Annotated in this window: 18 protein-coding genes and 4 pseudogenes; 19 read left to right on the top strand and 3 right to left on the bottom strand. The window is 62.9% G+C overall.

Annotation, left to right across the window (positions count from 1 at the left end):
- Positions 1–71: 71 nt before the first annotated feature.
- The 5 genes and pseudogenes from LN139_RS13735 to LN139_RS13715 form a co-directional block, all read left to right on the top strand.
- Positions 72–1,172 (top strand): annotated as a pseudogene (locus LN139_RS13735) (acyltransferase family protein); the annotation flags it as partial.
- Positions 1,164–2,054 carry an SGNH hydrolase domain-containing protein gene (locus tag LN139_RS13730; protein ID WP_329611048.1) on the top strand — a complete coding sequence of 297 codons (891 nt, stop codon included), beginning with the start codon at positions 1,164–1,166 and terminating at the stop codon, positions 2,052–2,054. The pseudogene LN139_RS13735 and the gene LN139_RS13730, both read left to right, overlap by 9 nt.
- Positions 2,055–2,221: 167 nt before the next feature.
- Entirely contained in the window at positions 2,222–4,243 is a 2,022-nt protein-coding gene (locus tag LN139_RS13725; protein ID WP_236354308.1) for a polysaccharide biosynthesis protein, read from the top strand.
- Positions 4,244–4,296: 53 nt separating this feature from the next.
- Positions 4,297–5,412, top strand: a complete 1,116-nt coding sequence (locus tag LN139_RS13720) for a DegT/DnrJ/EryC1/StrS family aminotransferase (protein WP_236354307.1) — start codon at positions 4,297–4,299, stop codon at positions 5,410–5,412.
- A gap of 12 nt (positions 5,413–5,424) precedes the next feature.
- On the top strand, positions 5,425–6,594 hold the full coding sequence (locus LN139_RS13715) for a formyltransferase family protein (RefSeq protein ID WP_236354305.1): 1,170 nt from the start codon (positions 5,425–5,427) through the stop codon (positions 6,592–6,594).
- Here LN139_RS13715 and LN139_RS13710 read toward each other — a convergent pair.
- Complete coding sequence (locus tag LN139_RS13710) at positions 6,591–6,854, bottom strand: hypothetical protein (protein WP_236354304.1); 264 nt, start codon at positions 6,852–6,854, stop codon at positions 6,591–6,593. The two genes, LN139_RS13715 and LN139_RS13710, sit on opposite strands and share 4 nt — an antisense overlap.
- A gap of 243 nt (positions 6,855–7,097) precedes the next feature.
- On the opposite strand from LN139_RS13710, the pseudogene LN139_RS25710 reads away from it, so the two are divergent.
- Both LN139_RS25710 and LN139_RS25705 read left to right on the top strand, forming a co-directional pair.
- Positions 7,098–7,865: pseudogene (locus LN139_RS25710) on the top strand (MCP four helix bundle domain-containing protein); the annotation flags it as partial.
- Positions 7,860–8,723 (top strand): methyl-accepting chemotaxis protein, encoded by an 864-nt coding sequence (locus tag LN139_RS25705; protein ID WP_442964436.1) that lies wholly within the window; start codon positions 7,860–7,862, stop codon positions 8,721–8,723. The pseudogene LN139_RS25710 and the gene LN139_RS25705, both read left to right, overlap by 6 nt.
- Here the strand turns inward: LN139_RS25705 and LN139_RS13700 are convergent, their stop codons facing one another.
- A complete protein-coding gene (locus tag LN139_RS13700) occupies positions 8,724–9,074 on the bottom strand; it encodes a DUF3147 family protein (RefSeq protein ID WP_236354302.1) in 351 nt (116 codons plus the stop codon). It abuts the gene before it with no gap.
- Between the two features lie 116 nt (positions 9,075–9,190).
- Here LN139_RS13700 and dmeF point away from each other — a divergent pair, with 116 nt between their 5' ends.
- Positions 9,191–10,078: a CDF family Co(II)/Ni(II) efflux transporter DmeF gene (gene dmeF / locus LN139_RS13695; protein ID WP_236354301.1), complete on the top strand. Its 888-nt coding sequence runs from the start codon at positions 9,191–9,193 to the stop codon at positions 10,076–10,078.
- Between the two features lie 15 nt (positions 10,079–10,093).
- Here dmeF and LN139_RS13690 read toward each other — a convergent pair whose 3' ends face one another.
- The gene (locus LN139_RS13690; protein WP_236354299.1) at positions 10,094–11,035 is read right to left on the bottom strand and encodes a LysR family transcriptional regulator; all 942 of its coding nucleotides are present in this window, start codon (positions 11,033–11,035) and stop codon (positions 10,094–10,096) included.
- Between the two features lie 106 nt (positions 11,036–11,141).
- On the opposite strand from LN139_RS13690, the gene LN139_RS13685 reads away from it, so the two are divergent.
- From LN139_RS13685 to LN139_RS13630, 11 genes and pseudogenes are all read left to right on the top strand, one after another.
- The gene (locus tag LN139_RS13685) at positions 11,142–11,978 is read left to right on the top strand and encodes an amidohydrolase family protein (RefSeq protein WP_236354297.1); all 837 of its coding nucleotides are present in this window, start codon (positions 11,142–11,144) and stop codon (positions 11,976–11,978) included.
- Between the two features lie 19 nt (positions 11,979–11,997).
- Positions 11,998–13,317 carry an MFS transporter gene (locus tag LN139_RS13680; RefSeq protein ID WP_236354295.1) on the top strand — a complete coding sequence of 440 codons (1,320 nt, stop codon included), beginning with the start codon at positions 11,998–12,000 and terminating at the stop codon, positions 13,315–13,317.
- A gap of 19 nt (positions 13,318–13,336) precedes the next feature.
- Positions 13,337–14,077 carry an SDR family NAD(P)-dependent oxidoreductase gene (locus tag LN139_RS13675; protein WP_236354294.1) on the top strand — a complete coding sequence of 247 codons (741 nt, stop codon included), beginning with the start codon at positions 13,337–13,339 and terminating at the stop codon, positions 14,075–14,077.
- Positions 14,074–14,865, top strand: a complete 792-nt coding sequence (locus tag LN139_RS13670; RefSeq protein WP_236354292.1) for a sugar phosphate isomerase/epimerase family protein — start codon at positions 14,074–14,076, stop codon at positions 14,863–14,865. The genes LN139_RS13675 and LN139_RS13670 overlap by 4 nt, the downstream gene beginning before the upstream one ends.
- Before the next feature lie 197 nt (positions 14,866–15,062).
- Positions 15,063–15,775 (top strand): annotated as a pseudogene (locus LN139_RS13660) (AraC family transcriptional regulator).
- A gap of 104 nt (positions 15,776–15,879) precedes the next feature.
- Positions 15,880–17,334, top strand: coding sequence for an efflux transporter outer membrane subunit (locus LN139_RS13655; protein WP_236354283.1), 1,455 nt, complete (start codon positions 15,880–15,882; stop codon positions 17,332–17,334).
- A complete protein-coding gene (locus tag LN139_RS13650) occupies positions 17,331–18,470 on the top strand; it encodes an HlyD family secretion protein (RefSeq protein WP_236354280.1) in 1,140 nt (379 codons plus the stop codon). The genes LN139_RS13655 and LN139_RS13650 overlap by 4 nt, the downstream gene beginning before the upstream one ends.
- Positions 18,467–19,972 (top strand): MDR family MFS transporter, encoded by a 1,506-nt coding sequence (locus tag LN139_RS13645; protein ID WP_236354278.1) that lies wholly within the window; start codon positions 18,467–18,469, stop codon positions 19,970–19,972. Before LN139_RS13650 ends, LN139_RS13645 begins: the two co-directional genes overlap by 4 nt.
- Positions 19,973–20,164: 192 nt before the next feature.
- Complete coding sequence (locus LN139_RS13640) at positions 20,165–22,582, top strand: glucose/quinate/shikimate family membrane-bound PQQ-dependent dehydrogenase (RefSeq protein ID WP_236354276.1); 2,418 nt, start codon at positions 20,165–20,167, stop codon at positions 22,580–22,582.
- 184 nt (positions 22,583–22,766) lie between these two features.
- Positions 22,767–24,925 (top strand): annotated as a pseudogene (locus tag LN139_RS13635) (TonB-dependent receptor family protein).
- A gap of 106 nt (positions 24,926–25,031) precedes the next feature.
- A complete protein-coding gene (locus LN139_RS13630) occupies positions 25,032–25,793 on the top strand; it encodes a substrate-binding periplasmic protein (RefSeq protein WP_236354274.1) in 762 nt (253 codons plus the stop codon).
- The last annotated feature ends 23 nt before the right edge of the window (positions 25,794–25,816 follow it).

Genomic DNA, 25,816 nt, shown 5'->3' with positions numbered 1-25,816 from the left:
AGGTTTGAGTCGAAGCGGGGTAGCCTTGGAGGGCTCTACGCTGATGGTAACCACCGGCCGGGTGATCGGGTATGCTAGCCGCCCTCGCAGCGGCAGCAGGGAGTCGTTGCATAGATTGGGCGTCGGATTCAGCTCACGCACGGTCCGTGCCTGTTCCAGCCGCTGTGGCATTGTCTGAAATTGGGGTAACGAGACAGAGAATGGCTGGACAGATCAACAGAGTGGGTGAGGGGATGCGGACCGATATTCAGGGTCTGCGAGCACTTGCAGTAATCGCTGTGGTGGTTTTCCATGTTGACAGAGCGTGGTTGCCCGGAGGCTATCTTGGGGTCGATCTCTTCTTTGTCATCTCGGGGTTCATTATCTCCACCATCTTGCTGGAAAAGCAGAAGCAGGGACGTTTCAACCTCTCAAGGTTCTACCTTGCGCGAATCCAGCGAATTGTTCCTGCTTATATTGCGATGCTGGTGTGCGTATTGATAGTTGGCGCCATTCTTCTGATCGGAAATGATTTCCAGGCACTGTGGGCAAGTGCAAAGTCAGCTATGTAGTTTACCAGTAACCGCTATTTTTCACATTATTATGATTATTTTGGGCCCCAAGCCTATGAGCTACCGCTGCTGCACACCTGGTCTTTGGCAGTGGAAATGCAATTTTACCTTTTCATGCCCTTTGTGCTGCTCGGGGCGCCTGCGCGATGGCGGGCCCCTGGCATCGCTGTGTTACTGGTCTTGCTGTCCTCTCTGGCAGCCGTAAAAAGTGCCAACGGGGGTGATACCGCTATCTACTATGCTCTGTGGGCAAGGATCCCTGAATTTCTTTTTGGCGCGTTCATAGCGGTGGTCCCAGGCCCGCCGACACGTTCACTCGCCCGAATCGGCGGCATCGCCGGTGCTGGGGCAATCATTGCCAGCTTCATCTGGCTGGACGAGTCGGTTCCCCAAGCTCGCACACTGGCGCTGATACCCTGCGCCGGCTGTGCGGCAGTAATCTGGGGAGGCCTCCGGCAAACGCTTCACCTGCTCTCATTGCCGATGCTGGTCACTGTGGGTAATTATTCCTACTCTCTGTACCTCTGGCATTGGCCGGTATTGGCGTACTTGAAGTACTACTACAACGATTACTCCCTGAGCCTACCGTTGATTGTAGTCTCGTTCGCTATCATGGCGGTCACGTCATACATCTCGTATCGGTGGGTCGAAACCCCGCTGCGAAAAGCGAGTTGGAATCTGCGTCTGAAATGGCGCGTGTTTGCGGTGATATTTGCGTGCGCGGCAGTTATGGCGACAGCAGCCCGAGCGCTCAATAGCCATATCGTCGCTCCGTTGCCTGCGCCATTGACGCGATACGCAGCCCCGGAAGTGATTTGCCATGGGCGTGTGGTGGAGGACTGTATTCGTGGGGACCTTGCCGGCAATGGCGAGGTGCTGATGATCGGAGACAGCCATGCCGCCCAACTCAACTACTTCGCCGATATCGTGGGCGCTTTCATTCATGCCAGGATTCGGGTGATCACCGCCAGCAGCTGCGTTGATATCGCCGGTTTCGATGTAGATCGTATACCGCCGGAATCACGTGTTGCGTGTCGTGAGCAAATTGAACGGGTGGAAAAATACCTTCCGTCCGCGCATACGATCATTCTCGCGGCTCGCTGGGATTATCAGCTACCCAGTGCGGCATTCGTCGAAGCGCTCGAACAGTTCTTCAGGCGTGCACAAGAAAGAGGGCAGCACGTCTTTGTAATGGCTCAGGTGCCGAGCTTGAATATCAACCTCCAGCGAGCCGTTCGTCTGGAGGCCTTGGGTTTGCGGCAAGATGTCCAAGCAAACCACGAGTGGCGGCGCTGGAATGACGCGCTTCCGGCTCTGATCAGGCCGTTCCCGAATGTCACTCTGCTGGACTTTACAAACATTCCGCTATTCAAGACGGTTCCCTTCTGGCAAGGCATTCCGATCTACTCGGACAGTGATCATCTCAATGAAGAGGGATCCCGCCTGTATGCTGAAGCTGTCAAGGCATCGCTCGGCCCGATCCTGATCGATGCAATGAAATGAGAATAGTCTTGCGATGCGTAAAGCCTTGAAATTCAACTCTTGAGCGTTGAGTGGGTCATAGACGCCAAATTCGCGTGCAGGTCGTCTTTCGATGAGCCCGCAGGCGTGAACACCTGATAAAATGCGCGCCTCTGGCACGTTTCAGGAAGGCGCTCAGGCGGGAAAGTATGGAATCATTCAAAGCTTGGCTTCTGGCAATGCCCCGGCGTCGGAAACGTATGCTGCAGGTGTCGGTCGACATACTCCTTGTGTGTCTGTCTTTGTGGTTGTCCTTCTTGACGCGGCTAGGGCTTGAAGCGCCACTTGCCCCTCTGGTATTCCACTGGCAGCTTTTTTGCCTGGCACCGCTCATTGCCGTCCCTTTCTTTGCGCGCATGGGTATGTATCGGGCGGTTCTCCGCTATATGGGTAATGACGCGCTGGTCACAATTTTCAAGGCGGTTACCTTGGCAACCCTGGTGCTGGGGGTCGCGCTTTTTTGGTACTCGAACCGAAGTTATGCGGTACCGCGCTCCATCATCTTCAATTACTGGTGGTTGAGCTTGGTCTTGATAGGCGGCCTGCGCCTGGCGATGCGCCAATACTTTCTGGGTACCGGATTCGCTGTACCGGGACTCGTCCCGTTTTCCAACCGTCAGAAAAATGTAGCCAAGGTTGCCATCTACGGTGCTGGCTCAGCGGGTAATCAACTCGTTGCGGCGCTGCGCATGAGCCGCAGTGTTCGTCCCGTCGCATTCATCGATGACGACTCCCGTATAACGAACCGTGTTATTGCCGGGCTGCTCGTCTACTCCCCTCGCAAGATTGGCTCCATGTTGAAAGCCACTGGCGCTTCGGAGATCCTTTTGGCACTGCCTTCGGTCTCGCGCAGCCGGCGTCGCGAAGTGCTCTTGCTTCTGGAGCAGTACCCTGTTCCGGTACGAACCATACCCGCCTATTCGGACCTGGCGAGTGGCAATCTGGATGTGGATGATATCCGCGAAGTCGAGATCTCAGACCTTCTTGGGCGCGATACTGTCCCCGCACAATCGGATCTGCTTGCACACTGTGTATTCGGCAAGACGGTATTGGTGACAGGCGCCGGCGGCTCGATCGGCTCGGAGTTATGCCGCCAGATCCTCGCTATAGGGCCTGAGCGTCTGATCCTGCTGGAGCATAGCGAGTTCAATCTTTATTCGGTGTCCGGTGAATTGGAGGCGACTGCGCGTGCTCGGAAATCAACATGCGAGTTGATACCGATATTGGGCTCTGTCAGAGATTCGATTCATTTGCATGAGATCATGAGTACCTGGTCTGTTCAGACGGTCTATCATGCCGCAGCTTACAAACACGTGCCGATTGTCGAGCACAACATTGCTGAAGGTTTTTACAACAATGTATTTGGCACTTTGCGTGCTGCCGAAGCTGCCTTGCGCTGTGGCGTCGAGCAATTTGTTCTAGTTTCCACTGACAAGGCTGTCAGGCCGACAAATGTCATGGGCAGTACTAAACGCCTTGCCGAGCTGGTGCTCCAGGCATTGAGCCGCAGTGCTGCACCGGTGCTGTACGGAGACAGTGACAACATTGCGCAAGTCAATCGCACCCGTTTCACGATGGTCCGATTTGGCAATGTGCTAGGGTCTTCTGGCTCCGTCATTCCGCTGTTCACTCAGCAGATCAAGAATGGCGGGCCAGTCACTGTTACTCACCCGCAAATCACCCGTTATTTCATGACTATTCCCGAAGCGGCCCAACTGGTTATTCAAGCCGGCTCGATGGGCAAGGGAGGAGATGTGTTCGTGCTCGATATGGGCGAGCCTGTACGCATAGCCGAGCTGGCTGAACGAATGATTCACTTGGCTGGTTTGTCTGTATGCTGCGATGCCCAGCCTGACGGTGACATAGAAATCAATTACACAGGGCTGCGCCCCGGGGAAAAGCTCTACGAAGAGCTTTTAATAGGAGACAACGTCGAACAGACAAGTCATCCAATGATCATGACGGCTGTGGAAACCTACCTGCATTGGGATGAACTCAAAGAGGCGCTTCGCCAGTTCGAGTCTCTACTTAAGTCAGGAGATCTGACCGCTGTTCGGACATTGCTTCAACAGGTCGTGAGCGGGTATTCGCCCCAGTCTGATATCGTCGACTGGAAGTATCTTCAGATGGGCAATACGCAGAAAACTGGCAGACCGCTGCCGAATGAATAAGGCACTGTTCGGTGGCTTCAAAATCATTGGCTTGTGCCACGCAGGAGCAGTAAATGGTCAGTTTCCTTGATCTGAAAACCCTCAATACCGCGCTGGCCGACGAACTCAACGCCGCCGTCGCTCAGGTCATCGCCTCCGGCTGGTACATCCAAGGCCCGCATCTCCAGGCTTTCGAGCAACAGTTTGCCAGTTACTGTGGCACTGCCCATTGCATCGGCGTCGCCAATGGCCTCGATGCACTTGTGCTCACCCTGCGCGCCTGGAAAGAAATGGGCAAGCTCAAGGATGGCGACGAGGTGATCGTCCCCGCCAATACTTATATTGCTTCCATCCTGGCAGTCACCGAGAACGGTTTGACACCGGTCTTGGTTGAGCCGTCGCCATCCAGTTTCAACCTGTGCCTCCAAGCCACCGAGCAAGCCATTACTTCGCGTACACGTGTGATCCTCGCTGTGCATCTGTACGGCCAACTGGCGGAGATGCAGGCGGTAACCGCCTTGGCGCGAGCGCATGGCCTGTTGGTCCTCGAAGACAGTGCTCAGGCACACGGCGCCCAGCGCGCCGGAGTGCGAGCGGGGGCGTGGGGGAATGCCTCGGGATTCAGCTTCTACCCAGGCAAAAACCTGGGCGCCTTGGGAGATGCCGGTGCTATAACCACTCAGGATGGCGAGCTTGCAAAGGTCCTCCGGGCACTGCGCAACTATGGCTCCCATACCAAATATCTGAACGATTATCGAGGTGTGAACAGTCGCCTCGACGAGATCCAGGCCGCCATGCTGAGCGTCAAACTCAGGTACCTAGATGAGCAGACTCAGCGTCGGCGGCACGTCGCTGCGCGCTACCTGGCGTGCATCGACAACCCGAGGCTGCACATGCCAGCTTGCGAGGGAGGCGCCGAAGGGGCGCTGGATCATGTATGGCATCTGTTCGTTGCTCGCACCGCAGAGCGTGAGCTTTTCCAGCAGCACATGGCGAGCCGCGGTGTCGAAACCCTCATTCACTATCCGATCCCGCCGCATAAGCAGAATGCATATTCAGAGTGGGCGGGGCTCTCGCTGCCGATCACCGAGCGCATTCATGCGCAGGTGGTAAGCCTGCCAATAAGCCCGGTAATGACCGAGGCTGAGGTTACCCAGGTGATCGATGCCTGCAACGCTTTCGGCGTTTGATGGGAGTTGCCGATGATCATCGTCGCTGGCAAAAACAACATCGCCGTACATGCCCTGAATACCCTTGTCCGCCTGTTTGGCAACCAAGCGCTGGCGGTTGTTTGCAACTCCAACGATAGCGGAGACGATGGCTGGCAGCGGTCACTCAAGCGCCAAGCTCGAACACTGGGTATCGCTGAAATAACGCTCGCTCAGGCCTACGATCAAGCAACGCTGTTCCTCTCTCTCGAATTCGACAGGATCGTACGCCCTGAGCGGTTCAACCAGGCGCGCTGCTACAACATTCATTTCTCTCTGCTGCCGCGCTACAAAGGGATGTATACCGCAGTCTGGCCTGTTCTCAATAGTGATCGGGAGGCAGGGGTGTCGCTCCATGTGATTGATGCGGGTATCGACACCGGAGAGCTGATTGCGCAACGTACATTCGAGCTGGCCGAAGGGCATTGCGCCAAGGATCTGTATCTCAAATGCATCGAGGCCAGTTGCCTGTTATTCGATGAACACGTTCAGGCGCTGGTGCAGGGGCATGTGTCGCCATACCCTCAGCCGGCGACGCAATCGACTTATTTCTCTAAACAATCCATTGATTTCAGCTGCCTGAAAGTCAACTTGATGCAGACCGCGTGGCAAGTGTCGCGGCAGGTCAGGGCCTATGCCTTTCGGAACTACCAGTTGCCTATGGTTGAGGGGGAGCGTTTCGTCAACTGCCTGATAACCGATACGCGCTCTAGTCAGCAGGCCGGTAACTTAGTGCTCGATGCAGTTACCTACGTCGAATACGCGACCATTGATTACAACATCCAGCTGTTTCGTGACCGCCAAAGCGAAGTGTTTGCTATTGCTCAAGCGCGAGAATTGGCCGATCTATCACAAGCCTTGCTCGGCCTATGCAGCATCGATGACCGCAATGAGATGGGATGGTCTTTGCTGATGGTAGCCTGCTACAACGGCTTCGAGCAGACAGCTCGAGCACTGCTGGCAGCCGGTGCAGACATAAACGCGAGCAATGGCAAGGGCACGACGGTACTCATGTATGCCAAGGACCATGCCCTTAAAACAAGCGACACTAGATTCTTCCGCTGGCTAGTAGGGCAGGGCGCCGATATTGAACGCCGTGATATGTCTGGGCGCCGGCTCATCGATTATGTTTCCCCGCAGCAGTACGAGTTTTTGCTGGATTAGTGCACGCCCGCTCCCCGCGGCACCTCCGCATACGGGAACCGTGGCAGCGGCTTCACCCAGAACCGCTTGTGCTCCGCCTGGTCGGGAGGCAGTAAGGGCTCCCCACTCCAGAACCGCTCATGCTTGAGCGCCTCCCGGTAAGCCTCCCACTCCATCTTCACCGCTGCCTCCTGCGCAGTGGCTTCGCTGTCGAACCAGCCCAGCAGGTAGGCTTCGCCTTGCTCCTGCCCGTGCTCGATCAGTACATAGATATTGTCCATGGTGGCCTCCAGCGTATTGCGAAGCTATGACAGAACGATCTCTGTTTTTCAGGCTATCGGCGTTCCAGGCAAATGTCTAACCGCCGTTGGTCGATAGACGGATGGCCGGCCACCGGCAACGGATCCATGAATAATCCGTGAATGCCCTTAAAGAACAGCATCTTCCTGCCGATAGGCGGTGATAAGTCGTACGACAACTGCGCGTGCGCTCTACAAGAATAACCACGGACCGAGGGCCTGTTCATGCATCTGCGCCACCTGACGATCGCACGCCGTGCGGGTTTGGGCTTCACCCTGATTGCCCTGCTGGTCGCTTTGCTCGGCGGCTTCGCATTGTTCCAGATGTCGACCATCCGCCAGAGCGAGGTGACGGTCGAAACCAACTGGGTCCCCAGCATGCGGGCCGTCGCCGACATCCGTGAGGCGATGCTGCGTATCCGCACGATTTCCCTGCGTCTGGCGCTGGACACGGACCCGAAGAACGCCCCTACCTACAAATCACAGATGGACGCCCGCATGCAGTTCCTCAACGACAAGCTCAAATTGCTGGAGGGCTTCGTCGACACCCCTGAGGAGCGCGTGCTCTATGAACCGTTCAAGGCCACGCTGGGCCAATACCAAAGCAACTTGAGCCGTTCATTCATGCTCGCCGACCAAGGCAAGCACGAAGAGCTGAACGCCCTGCTGCTGGTGGACATGAAGAAGGTGGTCGACGACTCGGGAAACCAACTGGCTGCGTTATCCGACTTCTACAACCAGCGCATCGATGCTGAAGGCACGGCCTCTGGCGCACAGTATTCCAGGTCTCTTACCGTGGTAGCAGCGTTCGTATTGCTGGCAGCGCTGGCCACGGTCGGCCTGGCGCTATGGCTTACCCGCAGCATCGTGGGCCCGCTGAGCGAGGCGGTGAAGGCTGCGGAAACCGTGGCGGCCGGCGACCTCACTCAACCCTTGCCGGAGCACGGCAACGATGAAGTGACGCGCCTGTTCCGTGCCCTGGCGGCGATGCAGCACAGCCTGCGCGGCACCTTGCAGCTGATTCGCCAGTCGGCCGGGCAACTGGCAAGCTCCGCCGGCCAGCTCGATGGCGTGACGCAGGATTCCAGCCGCGGAGTGAATCGCCAGAACGATGAAATCGAGCAAGCCGCCACCGCTATCAACGAAATGACCACGGCAGTGGAGGAGGTGGCGCGCAACGCTGTTTCCACCTCTGAAGCATCCAGCCAATCGAGTGAATCGGCGCAACTGGGCCGTGCTCGGGTGGAGGAGACGGTCAGCGCGATCCAGGCGCTCAGCGGTGATGTGCAGACTACCTTCGCGCAGGTGGAGAGCCTGGCCACACAATCCCAGGACATCGGCAAGGTGCTGGACGTCATCCGCGCCATCGCCGAGCAAACCAACTTGCTGGCGCTCAATGCGGCCATCGAGGCGGCGCGGGCAGGTGAGTCGGGCAGGGGCTTTGCGGTAGTGGCCGATGAAGTGCGTGCGCTGGCTCACCGCACCCAGCAATCGACCCTGGAGATCGACCAGATGATCACTGCAATGCGCGGGGGCTCCAGCCAGGCGCTGGCGTCGATGACCAGTTCCAGCAAGCTGGCCGGGCAAACCCTGGAGAAAGCCCTGGCGGCGGGGGCTGCGTTGAGCGAAATCACCGCCTCGATCTCGCAGATTTCCGAGCGCAACCTGGTGATTGCCAGCGCCGCCGAGCAGCAGGCTCAGGTGGCGCGCGAAGTGGACCGCAACATCGTCAACATCCGCGACCTCTCCGTGCAATCGGCCCACGGCGTAAGCCAGATCAGCGTGTCGAGCGGTGAGCTGGCTCGCCTTGCCGCCGAGTTGAATCAAGGCGTGGCACGGTTCAAGGTCTGACTACAGCAGGTCGACGCCAAACCTGCGCATCACCACCGCGAAGGCCGCAAATGCGGCCATCGTCACCACCACGCTGATACCCAGCGTCCACCAGAAGCCCAGCCTGGGCAGCAGCAACGGAAAGATCAGAAACATCGGCAGGGTCGGCACCACGTACCAGAAGGTGTACCAGGCATGGTTGGCGATCTTCTCCGCGCTCTGCTGCTCCAGGTACAGCCATATCAATGTGAGCACGGTAACCAGTGGCAGCGCCGCCACCAGGCCGCCGAGCTTGTCGCTGCGCTTGGCCAGCTCCGAGACCATTACCACGACGCCTGCGGTCAGCAGGTACTTGCACACAATCCAGTACATGGGCGGGGGCAGCCTTTAACGAGCCAGGAGAGAGTGGCCAGCTTGCCATAGGGGAGGGGGGTATGACAAAGTCCGCTTCGTATACCTATGGGGGGTATGCAACAAGGGAGATTCGCATGAGTGCCACCCATGACCACCAGTTTCTGGGCAGCCACCACGACGAAAACGCACGCCGCACACGGTGGGTCGTGCTGCTTACGGTGGTGATGATGGTTGCGGAGATCGCAGCGGGCTACGTAACCGGTTCCATGGCGCTGCTGGCCGATGGCTTGCACATGGCTACGCACGCCGGCGCCTTGGGGATCGCAGCGGTGGCTTATGCCTACGCTCGGCGCCATGCCAGCAGTGGCAAGTACAGCTTCGGAACCGGCAAGGTCGGCGACCTGGCGGGGTTTGCCTCGGCGCTGGTGCTTGGCCTGGTCGCGCTGGGCATCGCGGTCGAATCGATTGCCCGCTTGCTGCAACCCTCTTCGGTCGCTTTCGGCACTGCCATCTGGGTCGCATTGCTGGGCCTGTTCGTGAACATCGCCAGTGCCTTGCTGCTAGGCCATGGCCACATCCATGAGCACGACCACGAGCATGAACATAGCCACCACGGCGACAACAACCTGCGCTCAGCCTATGTGCATGTGCTGGCCGATGCGCTCACCTCGGTACTGGCCATCGTCGCGCTGCTGGCTGGGCGCTACCTGGATTGGGGGTGGCTCGACCCGTTGATGGGCGTGGTGGGGGCGCTGGTCATCGCGCGCTGGGCATGGGCATTGATGCACGCCTCTGCGGCAGTGCTGCTGGACCGGGCCGATGATCAGGTGGCTCAGGAAATCCGCGAGTGCCTGGCAGGGGAGAGCCTGCAGATCACTGACCTGCACGTTTGGAGGATCGGCCCGCAAGCGCACGCGGCGATCGTCAGCGTGGTGGGCGCACAGAGCACCGAGCGTGTGCGTGAACGCTTGGCCCCCGTGCATGAGATTCGCCATCTCACCGTCGAGTGCATGCCGGGCTAGGCCAGGGGCTGGGGTTCACCCCGCCGGCATCTCGAACCCTTCAATGGCGCGCCCCAAGCGCTGCGCCTCGGCCAGCAATACCCGCATCATCTGCCGCGCCGCCTCAGGCAACGGCTCGAAACGTGAATACACAAAGCTGATATCGAAGCTGATGTCTTCGGCCAACGGCACCACCGCCAGGCCGCTGCCCTGGGCAACGAACTCGTCGATGATGCTCAGGCCCAGGCCATGGCGCACCAGCGCCACTCCCTCTACGGCATTGGTGAAATCCAGTACCGAACGCCAGGCCAGGCCCCGGCGCTCGAAGTTGGCTGCCAGCAGACGGCCGAACGGCATGTCCGGGCGAAACAGCAGCAGCGGCTCACCCGCCAGTGCCTGCAAGCTCAACTCCGGTTGGCCGGCCCAGACATGCCCGGGCGGCAGCACCGCCACCATCCGCCCGCGCATGAAAGCCTGAGAGTGCAGATGGTCGTGGTGCACCGGCAGGGCCGCCACTGCAAGGTCCACGCGCTTGCCGAGCAACTGTGCGGGCATGTCGCTGATCAGGGTGGTTTGCCACTGGATATCCAGCCCCGGCCACTCCTGCTTCAACACCGCCAGAGCGTGGGGAATGAGCACCGTGGACAGCGACGCACTGCAACACACCCGCAATTGCCGCTCTGGGTGCTCGGCCAATGCACGGGCGCAGTCGTTGACCGCCTGGGCAGCCTGGTAGACCCGCTCCACTTCACGGTAGAGCGTATGGGCTTCGGCCGTGGGCACCAGGCGGTTGTTGATGCGCTGGAACAGGCGATAACCCAGCCGGGCCTCAACGTATTGCAGCAGCTTGCTCACCGCCGGTTGCGACACGTACAGCAGCTTGGCCGCCGCGCTTACTGAGCCGGTGAGCATCACCGCGCGGAACACTTCCATGTGCCGCAGTTTGAAGGCCCATTGAGCCGAGTCAGGGTTGGGCATGGGTGTCCTTAACCGTTGGTTATGGTGTTCGCCATACAGGTATGAGCATGCAGGCGCACGGCGTCGTAAGGTGGATGCACGCAACAATAACAAAAGGCCAGCGCTGATGAGCATCTTCGACGAGCCCAAGATCGACTGCCACAACCACCTGTTCGACCCGCTGCGATTTCCCTACGCTCCTGACACCCTCTACGCCCCCAGCGGCCAGGAGGTCGCGCCACGGTCGCAGTTCGAGCGCGTGCTCGACGCCTATGGCGTGCGCCATGCGCTGCTGGTTGGGCCCAACAGCGGCTATGGGCAGGACAACCGCTGCCTGCTGGAGGCACTGGCTCAAGGGCAAGGGCGCTTCAAGGGCATCGCGGTAGTGGACCATGCCACCTCGCGGGATGAGTTGGCCGCACTGCATGCCCAGGGCATCGTGGGTATCGCCTTCAACCCTGCGCTGCAGGGCGTGGCCTCGATGGCCGATGCCGGCCCGCTGCTGGCGCGCCTGGCGGAGCTTGGGATGTTTGCACAGGTGCAGGTGCAAGGCGATCAACTGCCTGAACTGCTGCCGCTGCTGGACGCCAGCCCCGTGAGGGTGCTGGTCGATCATTGCGGCCGGCCGTTGGCCGAGGCTGGCGTGCATCAGGAAGGCTTCCGGGCGCTGCTCCGCCAGGCCGCCGGCGGGCGTACCTGGGTCAAGCTCTCTGGCATGCAGAAGTTCGCCTCGCTCGATCATCTGGAAACCCAGGCAGGCCCCTATGTGCACGCGCTGCTCGAGCATTTCGGCGCCGAGCGCTGCCTCTGGGGTTCGGACTGGCCGTTCATTCGTTCACCCTCGCGCATCGACTACGGCCCGCTACTGAAGCTGGCCGAGCACTGGCTGCCTGATCCGGCCACCCGGCGCCAGGTGATGTGGAGCACCGCGCAGCAGCTGTTCGATTTCCCGCAATACCCATAACAATAAAAGGACCCTACCCATGAGCACCGACCCCCGTTTGCTCGCCACACCCGCCGAGCAGGCGCAACGTACGCGTACCCGTTTCATGATCCTGGCGCTGGTCTCCGGTGGCACCATGATCAACTACCTGGATCGCAGCGTGATGGGCATCGCAGCACCGGCCATCAGCAGTGACCTGGGGCTCAATGCGGCGATGATGGGCATCATCTTCTCGGCCTTCTCCTGGACCTACGCCGCCTCGCAGATTCCCGGCGGTATCCTCATCGACCGCCTCGGCACCAAGCTTACCTATTGGCTTGCGCTGACCTTATGGTCGCTGTTCACCGGCCTGCAAGGCCTGGCCCAGGGTTTTGCTTCGCTGCTGGGCATGCGCCTGGCGGTGGGCGCCGCCGAGGCGCCGTGCTTCCCCACCAACAGCCGTGTAGTGGCCACCTGGTTCCCGCAGAGCGAGCGGGCCCGGGCCACAGGGATCTACACCTTCGCCGAGTATGTGGGCCTGGCGTTTCTTTCGCCGTTGCTGTTCTGGGTGCTGCATGCCTATGGCTGGCGCGCGCTGCTGCTGGGCGTCGGCGCGGTGGGCATCCTTTACGGGATCCTGTGGTGGGCCAAGTACCACGAGCCGCACCAGTCGCGCAGCGCCAACAAGGCCGAGCTCGATTACATCCGCGAAGGCGGCGGGGTCGTAGACGGTGGCCAGCAGGCCACACGGTTCGCCTGGTCGCAGATCCCGGCGCTGCTCAAGCACCGCAACATGCTCGGCATCTGCCTGGGCCAGTTCGCCTGCAACTCCACCAACGTGTTCTTCCTCACCTGGTTCCCCACTTACCTGGTGACCGAGCGGCACATGCCGTGGCTTAAAGTCGGCTGGGTGGCGGTGCTGCCGTTCATTGCCGCGTCGGTAGGCACGCTGTTCGGCGGTTGGCTCTCCGACACGCTGCTGCGCCGCGGCTATTCGCTGAACCTGGCGCGCAAGCTGCCGGTCATCACCGGCCTGCTCACGGCCTCGGTGATCGTGCTGGCCAACTATGTGCAGTCCGACGCACTGGTGATCGCCATTCTCTGCGTGGCCTATTTCGCTCAGGGCATGTCGGCACTGGCCTGGATGATCGTCTCCGACATCGCGCCCAAGGGCATGCTGGGGCTGTCCGGCGGCGTGTTCAACCTGTTCGCAAACGCAGCCGGCATCGTCACCCCGCTGACCATCGGCCTGATCGTCAGCGCCACCGGCTCGTTCGTCTGGGCACTGGCTTTCGTCGCGGCAATCACCGTGCTCGGGGCCCTCTGCTACCTGTTCATGGTGCGTGACCTGACGCGCCTGCCCGCTATCGATAACGCCTGACTCGCAAGGAGCCTTCGGCATGAGCAGCACACTTCAAGGCCAAACGGCCATCGTCACCGGCGGCATGCGCGGCATCGGCCTGGGCATCGCCCGCCGGCTGCACGTCGCAGGCGCGCAAGTGATCATCTGGGACCTCAACGTTGAGCACTGGGAGGCCGAGCAGGCCGGGTTCGAGCCCGTGCTGCGCCAGGCCGTCAACGTGGCGAGCCTGGCGTCGGTGGAGGCGGCCTTCGCCGAAGCGCTGGCGCAGGTGGGCCAGGTGCAGATCCTGGTCAACAACGCCGGCATCAACGGCCCGGTGACCCCTTGCTGGGAATACCCTCCAGAGGCCTGGGACCAGGTGATGGCGGTGGATCTGAACGGCGTGTTCTACGGTTGCCGCACCGTGATCCCGCACATGCGCGAGCGCGGTTATGGGCGCATCGTCAATGTGGCGTCGATGGCCGGCAAGGACGGTGTGCAGTTCATCAGCGGCTACTCGGCGGCCAAGGCGGGCGTGATCGCCTTTACCAAGGCGGCGGCCAAGGAGCTGGCGCAGGACGGCGTGCTGCTCAACTGCGTGGCGCCGGCGATGGTGGAAACCGGCCTGATGGCCGAGATGACCGCCGAGCACATCACCGCCAGTAAGGCCAAGATTCCCATGGGGCGGTTTTTGCAGATCGAGGAGATCGCCAACATGGTCACCTGGATCGCCGGGCCCGAGTGCAGCTTTACCACCGGCTTCGTGTTCGACCTGAGCGGCGGGAGGGCGACCTATTGAGCCCGCTCGGCGTTGCCCACCTCACCGCACTGGAGCTGGCGCCGCTGGAGCTCGTCAGGGAGGCGGCGCGTGCCGGCTTCGACGCGGTGGGGCTGCGCCTGCACCCGGCGATGCCGGGTGGTGTGGCCTATCCGCTGCGGCCGGCCAGTACCGAGCTTGCGCAGCTGCGCCAGGCGCTGGGGAATGAAGGGATGGTGGTGAACGACATCGAGTTCATTGCCCTGACCCCCGATGTAAACCTCGCCGCCGTGCCCTGGATGCTGGAAACCGGCGCGTCGCTCGGTGCGCACAGCCTCACCGTCTCAGGTGACGACCCCGACAGCGGGCGCCTGGCCGCGCGTTTCGCAGCACTGTGCGAGCTGGCCGCGCCGTTGGGCCTGGTGGTGAACCTGGAGTTCATGCGCTGGCGTGTAGTGGGCAATCTGAGCCAGGCGTTGGCGGTGGTGGAGGCGGCAGGGCAGGCCAATGGCGGCATCCTGGTCGATGCCTTGCACCTGTTCCGGGCGGGCAACACGGTGGCAGAGGTGGCGCAGGCACCCCGCCACTGGCTTCATGACGTGCAATCGTGCGACGCCCCCTTCGAAGCACCCACGGGTGATCGGATCGTGCAGGAGGCTCGGGAAGGCCGCTTGTTGCCGGGTGAGGGTGGCTTGCCATTGCAGGCACTGCTGGCGGCATTGCCGGTGGGTATACGTTTCAGCGCCGAGGTGCCACGCCCTGTGCCGGATGCTCAGGTGCGCCTTGAGCAGGCAGCCTCATCCGCCAGGGCGCTGATCGACGCTCGTTGACCCTGAAGGGGTATCGAATTGCGCGATTTGTTCGATATGAAGAATACAAGGTGCGAGTTGGCTATCAGGGAAGTGATTAAACGCAATCGCCAGCCCTTACATCGCTTTTAGACTGCGCCCACCCCCCCCGGCTCGAGGGGGCTGGCCACTTTCAAGGAGAACCGACGATGTGGGCGCACCCGCGTGAGGCAGTGGGAATCCACCCTCTTGTCTCAGACTACTCGCCAGGCGAGCAGGTAGGTTGGCATTGCCATGGCCAGGCGCAGTTGATCCACGCCAGCGAAGGCACGATGCTGGTGGGCACTGAGCAGGGTGACTGGGCGATCCCCACTGGGCACGCGCTGTGGGTGCCGGCGCAGGTCGGCCATCAGGTGCGCATGGCCGGTGCGGTCTGCATGCGCACACTGCTGGTGCCCCCGGGGAAGACGTGACGCTGCCGATGCGTTGCCGGGTGATCGAGGTCAGCGCACTGCTGCGCCACCTGATCCTGGCAGCCTCCAGTGCAGATGCAGGGTTGCATCCGGCGCGGCAACACCACCTGCTGGGCTTGATCGGCCATGAGCTCAACGCAGCCCGGCAGGTGAACACGCATGTGCCCATGCCCGCCGACACGCGCCTGCTGGGTCTGTGCACTTCGGTGCTGGAGGCTCCGGGGCTGGAGCTCACGCTGGAGCAGTGCGGCCATCGGCTGAACATGAGCTCACGTACCTTGGCGCGCCTGTTCCAGCGCGAGTTGGGCATGTCGTTCGGCGAATGGCGCACTCGTGCGCGCATGGTGCTCAGTGCCCAGTGCCTGGTGCGGGGGCAATCGGTGCTGCGGGTCGCGCTGGAGCACGGCTACCAAAGCCCCAGCGCGTTCGCCACCACGTTCAAGCGGACGCTGGGCTATAGCCCGCGGGAATGCCGCTAGGCATGGAAGTTGTCCCACTCGCAAGGCAGGTTGTCTCTCCTGCGAGGGCGCCATCCCGCCGTTCTGCGTAGCCTGTTCACAGAACAAAACCATGTGAACAGGCAATGGCACGACTTTCCTTCAAGCACACCTTTACCTCCCTGAGCCTGGCCGCACTGTGCGCGTGCCAAGGCCAGGCGCCGCAGCCACCGGCCGCACCTGCTACCCCCTCCGACCTGGCACTTGCCAGGCTGCCTGCCGGCGTTGGCGAGCAGCCTCTGCCGGATCGTTGGTGGGCGCTGTATCAGGATCCGGCGCTGGACCATTGGGTACGCCAGGCACTGGCCAGCAATCAGGACCTGGCCCAGGCCGATGCACGGCTGGCCGCCGTGATGGCGGGCATTCGGCAGGCCGAGGCCGCGCAGGGCCCGCAGACCGAACTGGGGTTGGCGGCGCAGTACGGGCGCACCGCCGATGACCAGACCCTGGCCCAGGCCCAGGCCACGAGCACCAGAGCGCCGTCGCAGTGGCAATGGAACCCGGCTGCCAGCCTGAGCTGGCAGCTCGACCTGTTCGGCCAGGTGCGGGCTGCCATCGAAGCCGCGAAGGCCCATGCCGAGGCGGCAGCCGCAGCGCGTGACCAGCTACGCCTGGTGGTGGCGGCGCAAACCAGCCTGGCCTGGCTCGACCTCTGCACCTACGGCGAGCAGATCGAGCAGACCCAGGCCTCGCTGAACAGCCTGGATGACAGCCTGCGCCTGACCGAGCGCCAGCGCGAAGCAGGCGTGGCCACTGAGCTGGACAGCGCCCGCCTGCAGGCACTGGCACGCAGGACCCGCGCGCAGCTGCCTTGGCTGCAGGCACGGCAGAAGCTGGCCATAGCACAGTTGGCCCTGCTCGCTGGGCAAGCCGAGCAGCCTGTGCAGGCGCAGGCCTGCAAGCACATTCCGCGTGTGGCCAGGGCGCTGCCGGCAGGCGACGCCTGGCAATTGTTCAAGCGCCGCCCGGACGTGCGCCAGGCCGAGCGCGAAGCATTGGCCTCTGCCTGGACGCTGCAAAACGTGCGGGCCGATCTCTACCCCAAAGTGGTGTTCGGTGCGTCGCTCAGCGCTTCCAGCTCTGCCTGGCAGGGGCTCGGAGACCGCCAGTCGGTGACCTTCGGCGTCGGCCCTCTGATCAGTTGGCAGTTCCCTGATCGCCGTGCCAACCAGGCGCGGGTACAGGCCGCCGACGCGCAACGCATGGCCAGCGCGGCCAACTGGCGGCGCAGCGTACAAGGCGCGCTGACCGATGTGCGCCAGGCCTTCGCCCGCTACGACGGCGAGCGCCAGCGCGGCCTCTGGCTGGCCCAGGCGCTGGAGCAGAACGAGCGGGCTTTTGCCCTGGCTGACAGCAGCTATCACGCAGGCGCGCTGGATGGCCTGCAACGGCTGGACGCTCAGCGTGAGCTGATCGCGGCGCGGTTGCGCCAGATCACCGCCCGGCAACGCCAGGCGCACAGCGAAATTGCCCTGTTTCAAGCCCTTGGAGGGGGATGGCAGGCACCCGTGGATGATTTGCGTACAGGAAACCGACCATGAACATCCCACTGAACGAACAGGCCCAAGCCGAGCCGTTGCAGGCCATGCTTGCCAAGCGCCGCACATGGCGGCGCATTACCTTTGCCTGTGGCGTATGCCTGGCGGCGCTGCTGGCAGTGGGTGGCTGGTGGTGGTTTGTCGGGCGCTTTCATGAAAGCACCGACGATGCCTACGTACAGGCCGATTGGATGGCGGCCAGTGCCCGCGTGCAAGGTTATGTAGAGCAAGTGCTGGTGGAGGATAACCAGCCGGTGAAAGCTGGCCAGGTGCTGCTGCGCTTGCAGGCCCGTGATTACCAGGCGCGCCTGGACCAGGCCAACGCGCGGCAACGCCAGGCCGATGCCGCCGTCGATGCTGCGCACGCCGAAGCGCAGGTGGTTGAAGCCGAGGTGCGGCGTCAGCAGCCTGCAATCGAACGAGCGCGATCTCAACTCGATGCTGCGCGCGCAGAGCGCCAGCGGGCCCAGTTGGACCTTGCCCGCTACCAAGGCCTGGTGCGGGACCAGGCCGCCACGCCGCAGCGCCTGGAAACCACCCGCGCCGCTGCTTTGCAGGCACAGGCGGTGGTGCAGGGGGCACAGGCTGCTTTGCTTGAACAACAACAGTTGCTGCAACTGGCCAAGGCGAAGGTGCAGCGGGCGCAAGCCCAGGCAGCCCAGGCATCGGCGAGCCTGGCCGAAGCCCAGGCGCAAACGCAGATCGCCACCCAGGACCTGGAAGACACCGTAGTGCGCGCGCCCTTCGACGGTGTGGTCGGGCAGCGCAAGGTTCGCCCTGGCCAGTACCTGGTCGCCGGCCAGCCGGTGCTGGCGGTGGTGCCGCTGGAGCAGGCGTATGTCATTGCCAACTTCAAGGAAACCCAGCTTGAGCACTTGCGCGTCGGCCAGCCGGTCAGCCTGTCGGTCGACAGCTACTCGGGCTTTGAAGTGCGCGGCCACCTCGACAGCTTCGCGCCAGGTTCGGGAGCCCTGTTCGCCTTGCTGCCGCCGGACAACGCCACCGGCAACTTCACCAAGATCGTCCAGCGGTTTCCAGTGCGCATCCGCTTGGACCCGCCGCAGGCGGGCGAGCCCGCGGTGCGCCCGGGCATGTCGGTGGTGGTTACGGTCGATACCCACGCGCAGGCCCAGCCATGAGCGAACAAAAGGTCTCCCCCAAGGCCTGGGTGGCAGTGCTCGGCGGTTTGTTCGGCTGTTTCATGGCCGGCATGAATGTGCACGTCACCAGCGCCGCACTGCCGGAAATGGAAGGCTCGTCGGGCGCCACCTTCGAGGAGGGCTCGTGGATTTCGACTGCGTACCTGGTGGCCGAGATCATCATGATCCCGCTCACCGCCTGGCTGGTGCAGGTGTTCTCCCTGCGCAAGGTCATGGGCCTGGGCTCGCTGGTGTTTCTGATCGCCTCGGTGGCCTGTTCGTTGGCGCCGAACTTGTCGGTAATGATCATCATCCGGGTGATCCAGGGCGCGGCAGGGGCGGTGCTGATCCCGCTGTCATTCCAGTTGATCATCACCGAATTGCCCGCCTCGAAGATGCCGATGGGCATGGCGCTGTTCAGCCTGGCCAACAGCGTGGCGCAGGCGGCCGGCCCGTCGATCGGCGGTTGGCTCACCGATGCCTGGTCGTGGCGCGGCATTTTCTATCTGCAGCTGATCCCAGGCGTTGCATTGCTGGCAGCGATCGCCTGGTCGATCGATGCCAAGCCCATGCAACTGGCGATGCTGCGCCGAGGTGACTGGCTTGGGATCACCGGCATGATCGTAGGGCTGGGCGGCTTGCAGATCGTGCTGGAGGAGGGCGGCCGGCTGGACTGGTTCGGCTCCAGCTTCATCGTCTGGGCAACCGTGGCCTCGGTCATCGGCATCGTGGTGTTCGTGGCCACGCAGGTATGGGGCGCACGTTCGTTCATCAACCTCAGGCTGCTGGGCAACTACAACTTCGGGGTGGCGAGCATTGCCATGTTCATCTTTGGCGGCGCGACCTTCGGGCTGGTGTTTCTGGTGCCGAACTACCTGTCGCAGTTGCAGCATTACAACGCCAGCGAGATCGGCATCAGCCTGATCGCCTACGGCCTGGTGCAACTGCTATCGGCCCCTTTGATGCCCAGGCTGATGCGCTGGACGAGCCCCAAGATCATGGTCAGCACTGGGTTTCTGATCATGGCGTTGGGTTGCTGGCTGGGCGCTCACCTGGACGGTGAAAGCGCCGCGAACGTGATCATCCCGTCCACGGTCGTCCGGGGTATCGGCCAGCCGTTCATCATGGTGGCGCTGTCGGTGCTGGCGGTCGCCGGGCTGGACAAAGCTCAGGCAGGCTCCGCCTCGGCCGTGTTCTCGATGTTGCGCAACCTGGGCGGTGCAGTGGGCACTGCGCTGCTGGCACAGGTGGTGTCAATCCGCGAGCGCATGCATTCGGAGCGCATCGGCGAAAGCGTGACGGTGTTCTCCCAGAGCGTGCAGGCGCGCCTGGGTGCACCGCTGCACAGCTGGATGCCGGACAGCCAGATGGCGCTCTCGCAGGTGGCTGGCACGCTCCGCCGCGAAGCGTACCTGATGGCGTATTCCGATGCGTTCTGGCTGGCCTGTGTGGCGCTGTCGGGCTGCGCCCTAGCCACCTTGCTGATGCGCTCGGCCAGGTAGGCGTGAACGCTATTGTTACCCGGGCAGTAACGGTGAATTCCGCTATCGGCACGAGGCGAGTTGTCGCACCCCTGCGGATTTTTCGGTATTCTTTCAGAACTAACTAATTGTTACATTTTAAGCGTGCCCTTGTGGTAGCCGCCGCAGGGGCACGCTACATCCCGAATTTTCCCCTCGCAGGATCGATGCAACATGACTGACTCTCGTACGCAGGCCACCGGCCGCCGTTGGCCGATCTGGCTGGCGGCGCTCGGTGTGCTGGTGTTCGGCTTGCTCTACACCGCCCTGGGTGGCTATCTGGTCACCTTCGGTGGCAGCTGGTATTTCGTTCTCGCCGGCGTAGGCATGCTGGTGGCGGCGCTTTCGCTGTTCCGCCAGCGCCTGTTCGGCGCCTGGCTGTTCGCCGTGGTCATGGTGCTGTCGGTGATCTGGGCGCTGGCCGATGCGGGCCTGAATTTCTGGCCGCAGGTGTCGCGCCTGTTCGCCCCGGGCGTGCTCAGCCTGGTGGTGGCGCTGGCTTACCCCAGCCTGCGCCAGCGCAACGGCCTGGCCGCAGGCGCCGGTGGTTACGGCCTGGCAGCGCTGCTGGCGGTGGTGCTGGCCGGTGGTGCATGGGGCATGTTCAAGCCGCATGCGCCAGTCACCGGTACCGGCCCTGGCCTCACCCAGGTCGACCCTGCCAAAGCGCAGAAAGACTGGGCCCATTACGGCAACGACGAGGGCGGCAGCCGCTTCGCCGCGCTCGACCAGATCAACCGCAGCAACGTCGGCAAGCTGGTCACCGCCTGGACCTACCACACCGGCGACGTGGCCATCAGCGACGGCAACGGTGCCGAAGACCAGCTCACCCCGCTGCAGGTCGGCGACAAGGTGTTCATCTGCACCCCGCACAACAACGTGATCGCACTGGATGCCGACACCGGCGAGCAGCTGTGGAAGAACGAAATCAACGCCCAGTCCAAGGTGTGGCAACGCTGCCGTGGCCTTGCGTATTTCGACGCCACTCAGCCGGCCGCCAGCACCTCCGAAGCCGGCAACAGCCCGGTGATTCCGGTCAGCGTCCCGGCCGGGGCCAACTGCCAGCGCCGCCTGCTGACCAACACCATCGACGCCCGCCTGATCGCGGTAGACGCCGACACCGGTGAGTTCTGCCAGGGCTTCGGCAACAACGGCATCGTCGACCTCAAGGCTGGCCTGGGCAACGTGCCGGATTCCTACTATCAGCTGTCCTCGGCACCGCTGATGGCCGGCACCACCGTGGTGGTGGGCGGGCGCGTCGCCGACAACGTGCAGACCGACATGCCAGGCGGTGTGATCCGCGGCTTCGACGTCATCTCCGGTGCGATGCGCTGGGCCTTCGACCCGGGCAACCCCGAGGACAGGAAAGCCCCGGCAGACGGCCAGACCTACGTGCGCAGCACCCCCAACAGCTGGGCGCCGATGTCCTACGACGCGGCGATGAACACCGTATTCCTGCCCATGGGCAGCTCGTCCACCGACATCTACGGCGTCGAGCGCACCGCGCTGAACCACAAGTACGGCGCCTCGGTGCTGGCCCTGAACGCCAGCACCGGTGAAGAAAAGTGGGTGTACCAGACCGTGCACAACGACCTCTGGGACTTCGACCTGCCGATGCAGCCGAGCCTGGTGGACTTCCCGGTCAACGGCCAGAACGTGCCGGCGGTGATCATCGGCACCAAGGCCGGGCAGATCTATGTGCTCGACCGTAAGACCGGCAAACCGCTGACCCAGGTCGATGAAGTGCCGGTCAAGGCCGCCAATATCCAGGGCGAACCCTATTCCCTGACCCAGCCGCGTTCGGTGGGCATGCCGCAATTGGGCAACCAGACCCTGACCGAGTCGGACATGTGGGGCGCCACGCCCTTCGACCAGATGCTGTGCCGCATCGCCTTCAAGCAAATGCGTTACGAAGGCCTGTACACCGCACCTGGCACCGACACCTCGTTGAGCTTCCCGGGTTCGCTCGGTGGCATGAACTGGGGTGGCCTGTCGTTCGATCCGGTGCACGGCTACCTGTTCGCCAACGACATGCGCCTGGGCCTGTGGATCAAGATGGTCCCGCAGCAGAAAGACGCCAAGGCCGCCTCCGGTGGTGAGTCGATCAACACCGGCATGGGCGCTGTCCCGCTCAAGGGCACGCCGTACGCGGTGAACAAGAACCGCTTCCTGTCCATCGCCGGCATTCCGTGCCAGGCACCGCCGTTCGGCACGCTGTCGGCCATCGACCTGCACACCCGCAGCATCGCCTGGCAAGTGCCGGTGGGCACCGTCGAAGACCAGGGGCCGATGGGTATCAAGATGCACATGCCCATGCCGATCGGCATGCCGACCCTGGGCGGTACGCTGTCGACCCAAGGTGGCCTGGTGTTCATCGCCGGCACCCAGGACTACTACCTGCGCGCCTACAACACCGCCAACGGCGACGAAATCTGGAAACAGCGCTTGCCGGTCGGCAGCCAGGGTGGCCCGATGACGTACGTGTCGCCGAAAACCGGCAAGCAGTACATCGTCATCACCGCAGGCGGTGGGCGCCAGTCGCCTGACCGTGGCGACTACGTGATCGCCTACGCACTGCCCGCCAGCCAGTAAGCTGCACCGCTCCAAGCCGCCCGGATCAACCCGGGCGCGCTCGCCTGGCGTGACTCTATGCGCACGCCAGGCTTCCAACCCCCGCCAGCCAATGGCCTGAATCCCCGCCTTCGATCTTCGTTCCCTGTGTGACCACGGCAGCCCCGCGCGCCCGTTTCGCAGCACCACTTCAGGATGTTCCCGCATGTTCTCGCTCGCTCCTCCGTTCGCCCGCCGGGCGCTTTCCTGCCTGGGTTATGGCGCCGCACTGGTTTGCAGTGGCGCCGCACTTGCCGATGACGGCGCCATTGAACTGGGCAGCGTCGAGGTGACCGGGGCAGGGCTGGCGCCGAACGAGGAACAGGCCGAGCGCATTCGCGAGGCGCTGCATCGCCTGCCGGGGGCGAGCAACTACGTCGACCTGCAACAGGCAGGCGAAGGCCGCGTGAGCACCAATGCCGATGTGTTCCGCTTGCAACCGGGGGTGTATGCCCAGGCCACCAACAATGAAGGCATCAAGCTGTCGATCCGTGGCTCGGGCCTGAACCGAAGCCCCGGTGCCCACGCCTCTGGGTTGTACCGAAACCTTCGATGGCCTGCCGCTGACCGGCCCCGGCGGCACGCCCTACGAGCTGAAAGAGCCGCTGTGGGCGAGTGGCGTCGAAGTGCTGCGCGGCGCCAACGGCTTCGACCGCGGTGCGCTGGCGCTGGGCGGTGCGGTGAACTACATCAGCCGCACCGGCCAGGATGCGCCGCTGCTGGGCGTGCATTACGAGGCCGGCAGCCACGGCTACGCCAAGCGCGAGATCAGCTCCGGCCAGTTGCTGGGCGATGCCGACTACTTCATCAGCCTCACCGACTCGGCCAGCGATGGTGAGCGCGATCACAGCGGCGGCAGCGGGCAGGGCGTGGCCGCCAACGTCGGCTACCGCTTCAGCCCAGAGCTTGAAACCCGCTTCTACTTTCGCTACCGCGAAACCGGCAACGACATGCCCGGCAACCTGACCCGCGCCCAGCTCGAACACAACCCGCATGCCGCCAACGCCGGGTATCTGGCACGCGACGCCAAGCGCATCGAGCCGGGCAGCACCTGGCTTGCCAACAAGACCACCTGGCGTTTCGCCGACAACCAGCGCCTGGAAGCGGGCCTTGCCTATCACGATTACCCCATGGACCTGCGCGAGGGCACCAACCGTATCAAGGTGGCCTATACGGACGTCAGCGCAGTGCTCAACTACGTGCGCGACGACCAATTCGCCGGCCACGCCAGCCAGACCACCCTGGGCCTGCGCACCACCCAGGCGATGCCCAACAGCGGCGCCTCCGAGTACGTCCGCACCCCGGCTGGCAACACCGCGGGCTACGCGCCTGGCACCACCACCCGCCACTACAGTTACCTGGGTTCCGACAGCGTGCTGCATTTGGGCAATGAGCTGCAGCTGGCCGACGACCTGTGGCTCACCAGCGGCATCGCGGCGATCTATACCCGCCGCCAGTCCGACGTGACCTACCCGCAAGGCGGTGGCACGGTCAGCCAGCATGCCTGGGACTACGCCGCACGCCTGGGCCTGCGCTGGCAACTGAACCCGAGCCTTGAGCTGTATGGCAACCTCAGCCGCTCTGTGGAGCCACCGCATGCCTGGTCGCTGCTGTGGAGCTCTGAACCAGTACTTCACCAGCGGCCCGGCCCGTGGGCTGGCCCGCCAGGGCATCGAGCTGCAGAACCAGAGCGCCGTCACCTTCGAGGTGGGCGGGCGCGGCGACAGCCTGCTGGGCCAGTGGAGCGCGGCGGTCTACCGCTCCGAAGTGCGCCATGAGTTGCTCACCGTCGAAACCCAGGCCGCTACCTCGACCACTTCGCAAGTGGTGGCCGAGGTCAACGCCAGCCCCACCGTGCATCAGGGCGTGGAGCTGGGTCTTCAGACACCGTTGTGGGATGGCGGCTCAGCCGGCAAGCTTGCATTCACCCAAGCCTTTACCTACAGCGACTTCCATTACCGCAACGACAGCCGCTTCGGCAGCAACGCCTTGCCCGGCATCCCGCGCCAGTATTACCAGGCGGAGCTGCGCTACAGCCTGCCCGAAGGCTGGTACGCCGCCGTCAACACCGAACGCGCCGGGCGCCGCGCGGTCGACTACGCCAACTCCTGGTACACCCGCGCCTATGCACTCTACGGCGCCCGCCTTGGCTATGCGTCGCCACAGCAGGCGTGGAGCGGTTGGGTCGACCTGCGCAACCTGAGCAACGAACGCTACGCCGCCACGGTCAGCCCCGGGTATGACGACAAGGGTGCTGATGTGGCCCGTTCGTTCCCGGGTGAGGGGCGCGGGGTGTTCGTGGGGGTGTCCTATGCCTGGCGGTGAGCTGAGGGCGGCCACCCCGATATCGCTGCCCACGTCATCGGCCTGACGCCGCCGCCATGCCCGCCTACACTTGGGAAACATTTCATTGCGCAGAGTGGTAGGCGCCATGCGAATCGCTCGCTTTGGGCTGTGGGGGTGGCTGGCACTGGCGGCAGCTGCGTGGCCGTGCCTGGCCGCTCCCCCGTTGAGAGTGGTCACCGAAGAATTGCCGCCTTACAACATGAGCCGCGACGGGCGGGTGACGGGGCTCTCCACCGAAATCGTGCAGGCGGTGATGCGCGAAGCCGGCGCCAGTGCCCAGATCGAGGTGCTGCCGTGGGCTCGTGCCTATGACGTGGCGCTGAACGTGCCCAATGTGCTGATCTATTCGATCGCCCGCACGCCGGAGCGCGAGCCGCTGTTCCAATGGGTTGGTCCCATCGCACCGACGCGCTGGTACCTTTACAGCCTCGCCGACCGGCCGTTGGCGTTGAAGAGCCTGGCCGATGCGCACGGTCACCAGATCGCCACCGTCCACGAGGACGTGGGCGAGCAATACCTCATAAGCAAAGGCTTCAAGCCCGGTACCGAACTGCAGGCGACCAGCAAGTACGAATACAACTACCGCAAACTCAAGGTAGAGCACGTGGAGTTGTGGATTTCGAACGAGCTGAATGCGGTTTATCTGGTGCGCCAGAACGGCGACGACCCGGACAAGGTACTGGTCAAGAGCCTGGCGCTGCCGGAGCTGTCGCGCGATGAAGGGCTGAGCCTGGCGTTCAGCCGAGGTACCTCAGCCGAAACGGTCGAACGCTTTCGCGCAGCGCTTGGCCGCTTGCGGGCCGATGGCACGGTACAGGCGATTCTGGACAAGTGGCTGAAGGACTAGCGCCGAGCCGCACATCGGTGTGC

The sequence above is a fragment of the Pseudomonas sp. KNUC1026 genome, assembly GCF_021650705.1.
Taxonomy (GTDB): Bacteria; Pseudomonadota; Gammaproteobacteria; order Pseudomonadales; family Pseudomonadaceae; genus Aquipseudomonas.
The sequence above is the reverse complement of the archived record's forward strand: the minus strand, read 5'-3'. Positions and strand labels throughout refer to the sequence as shown.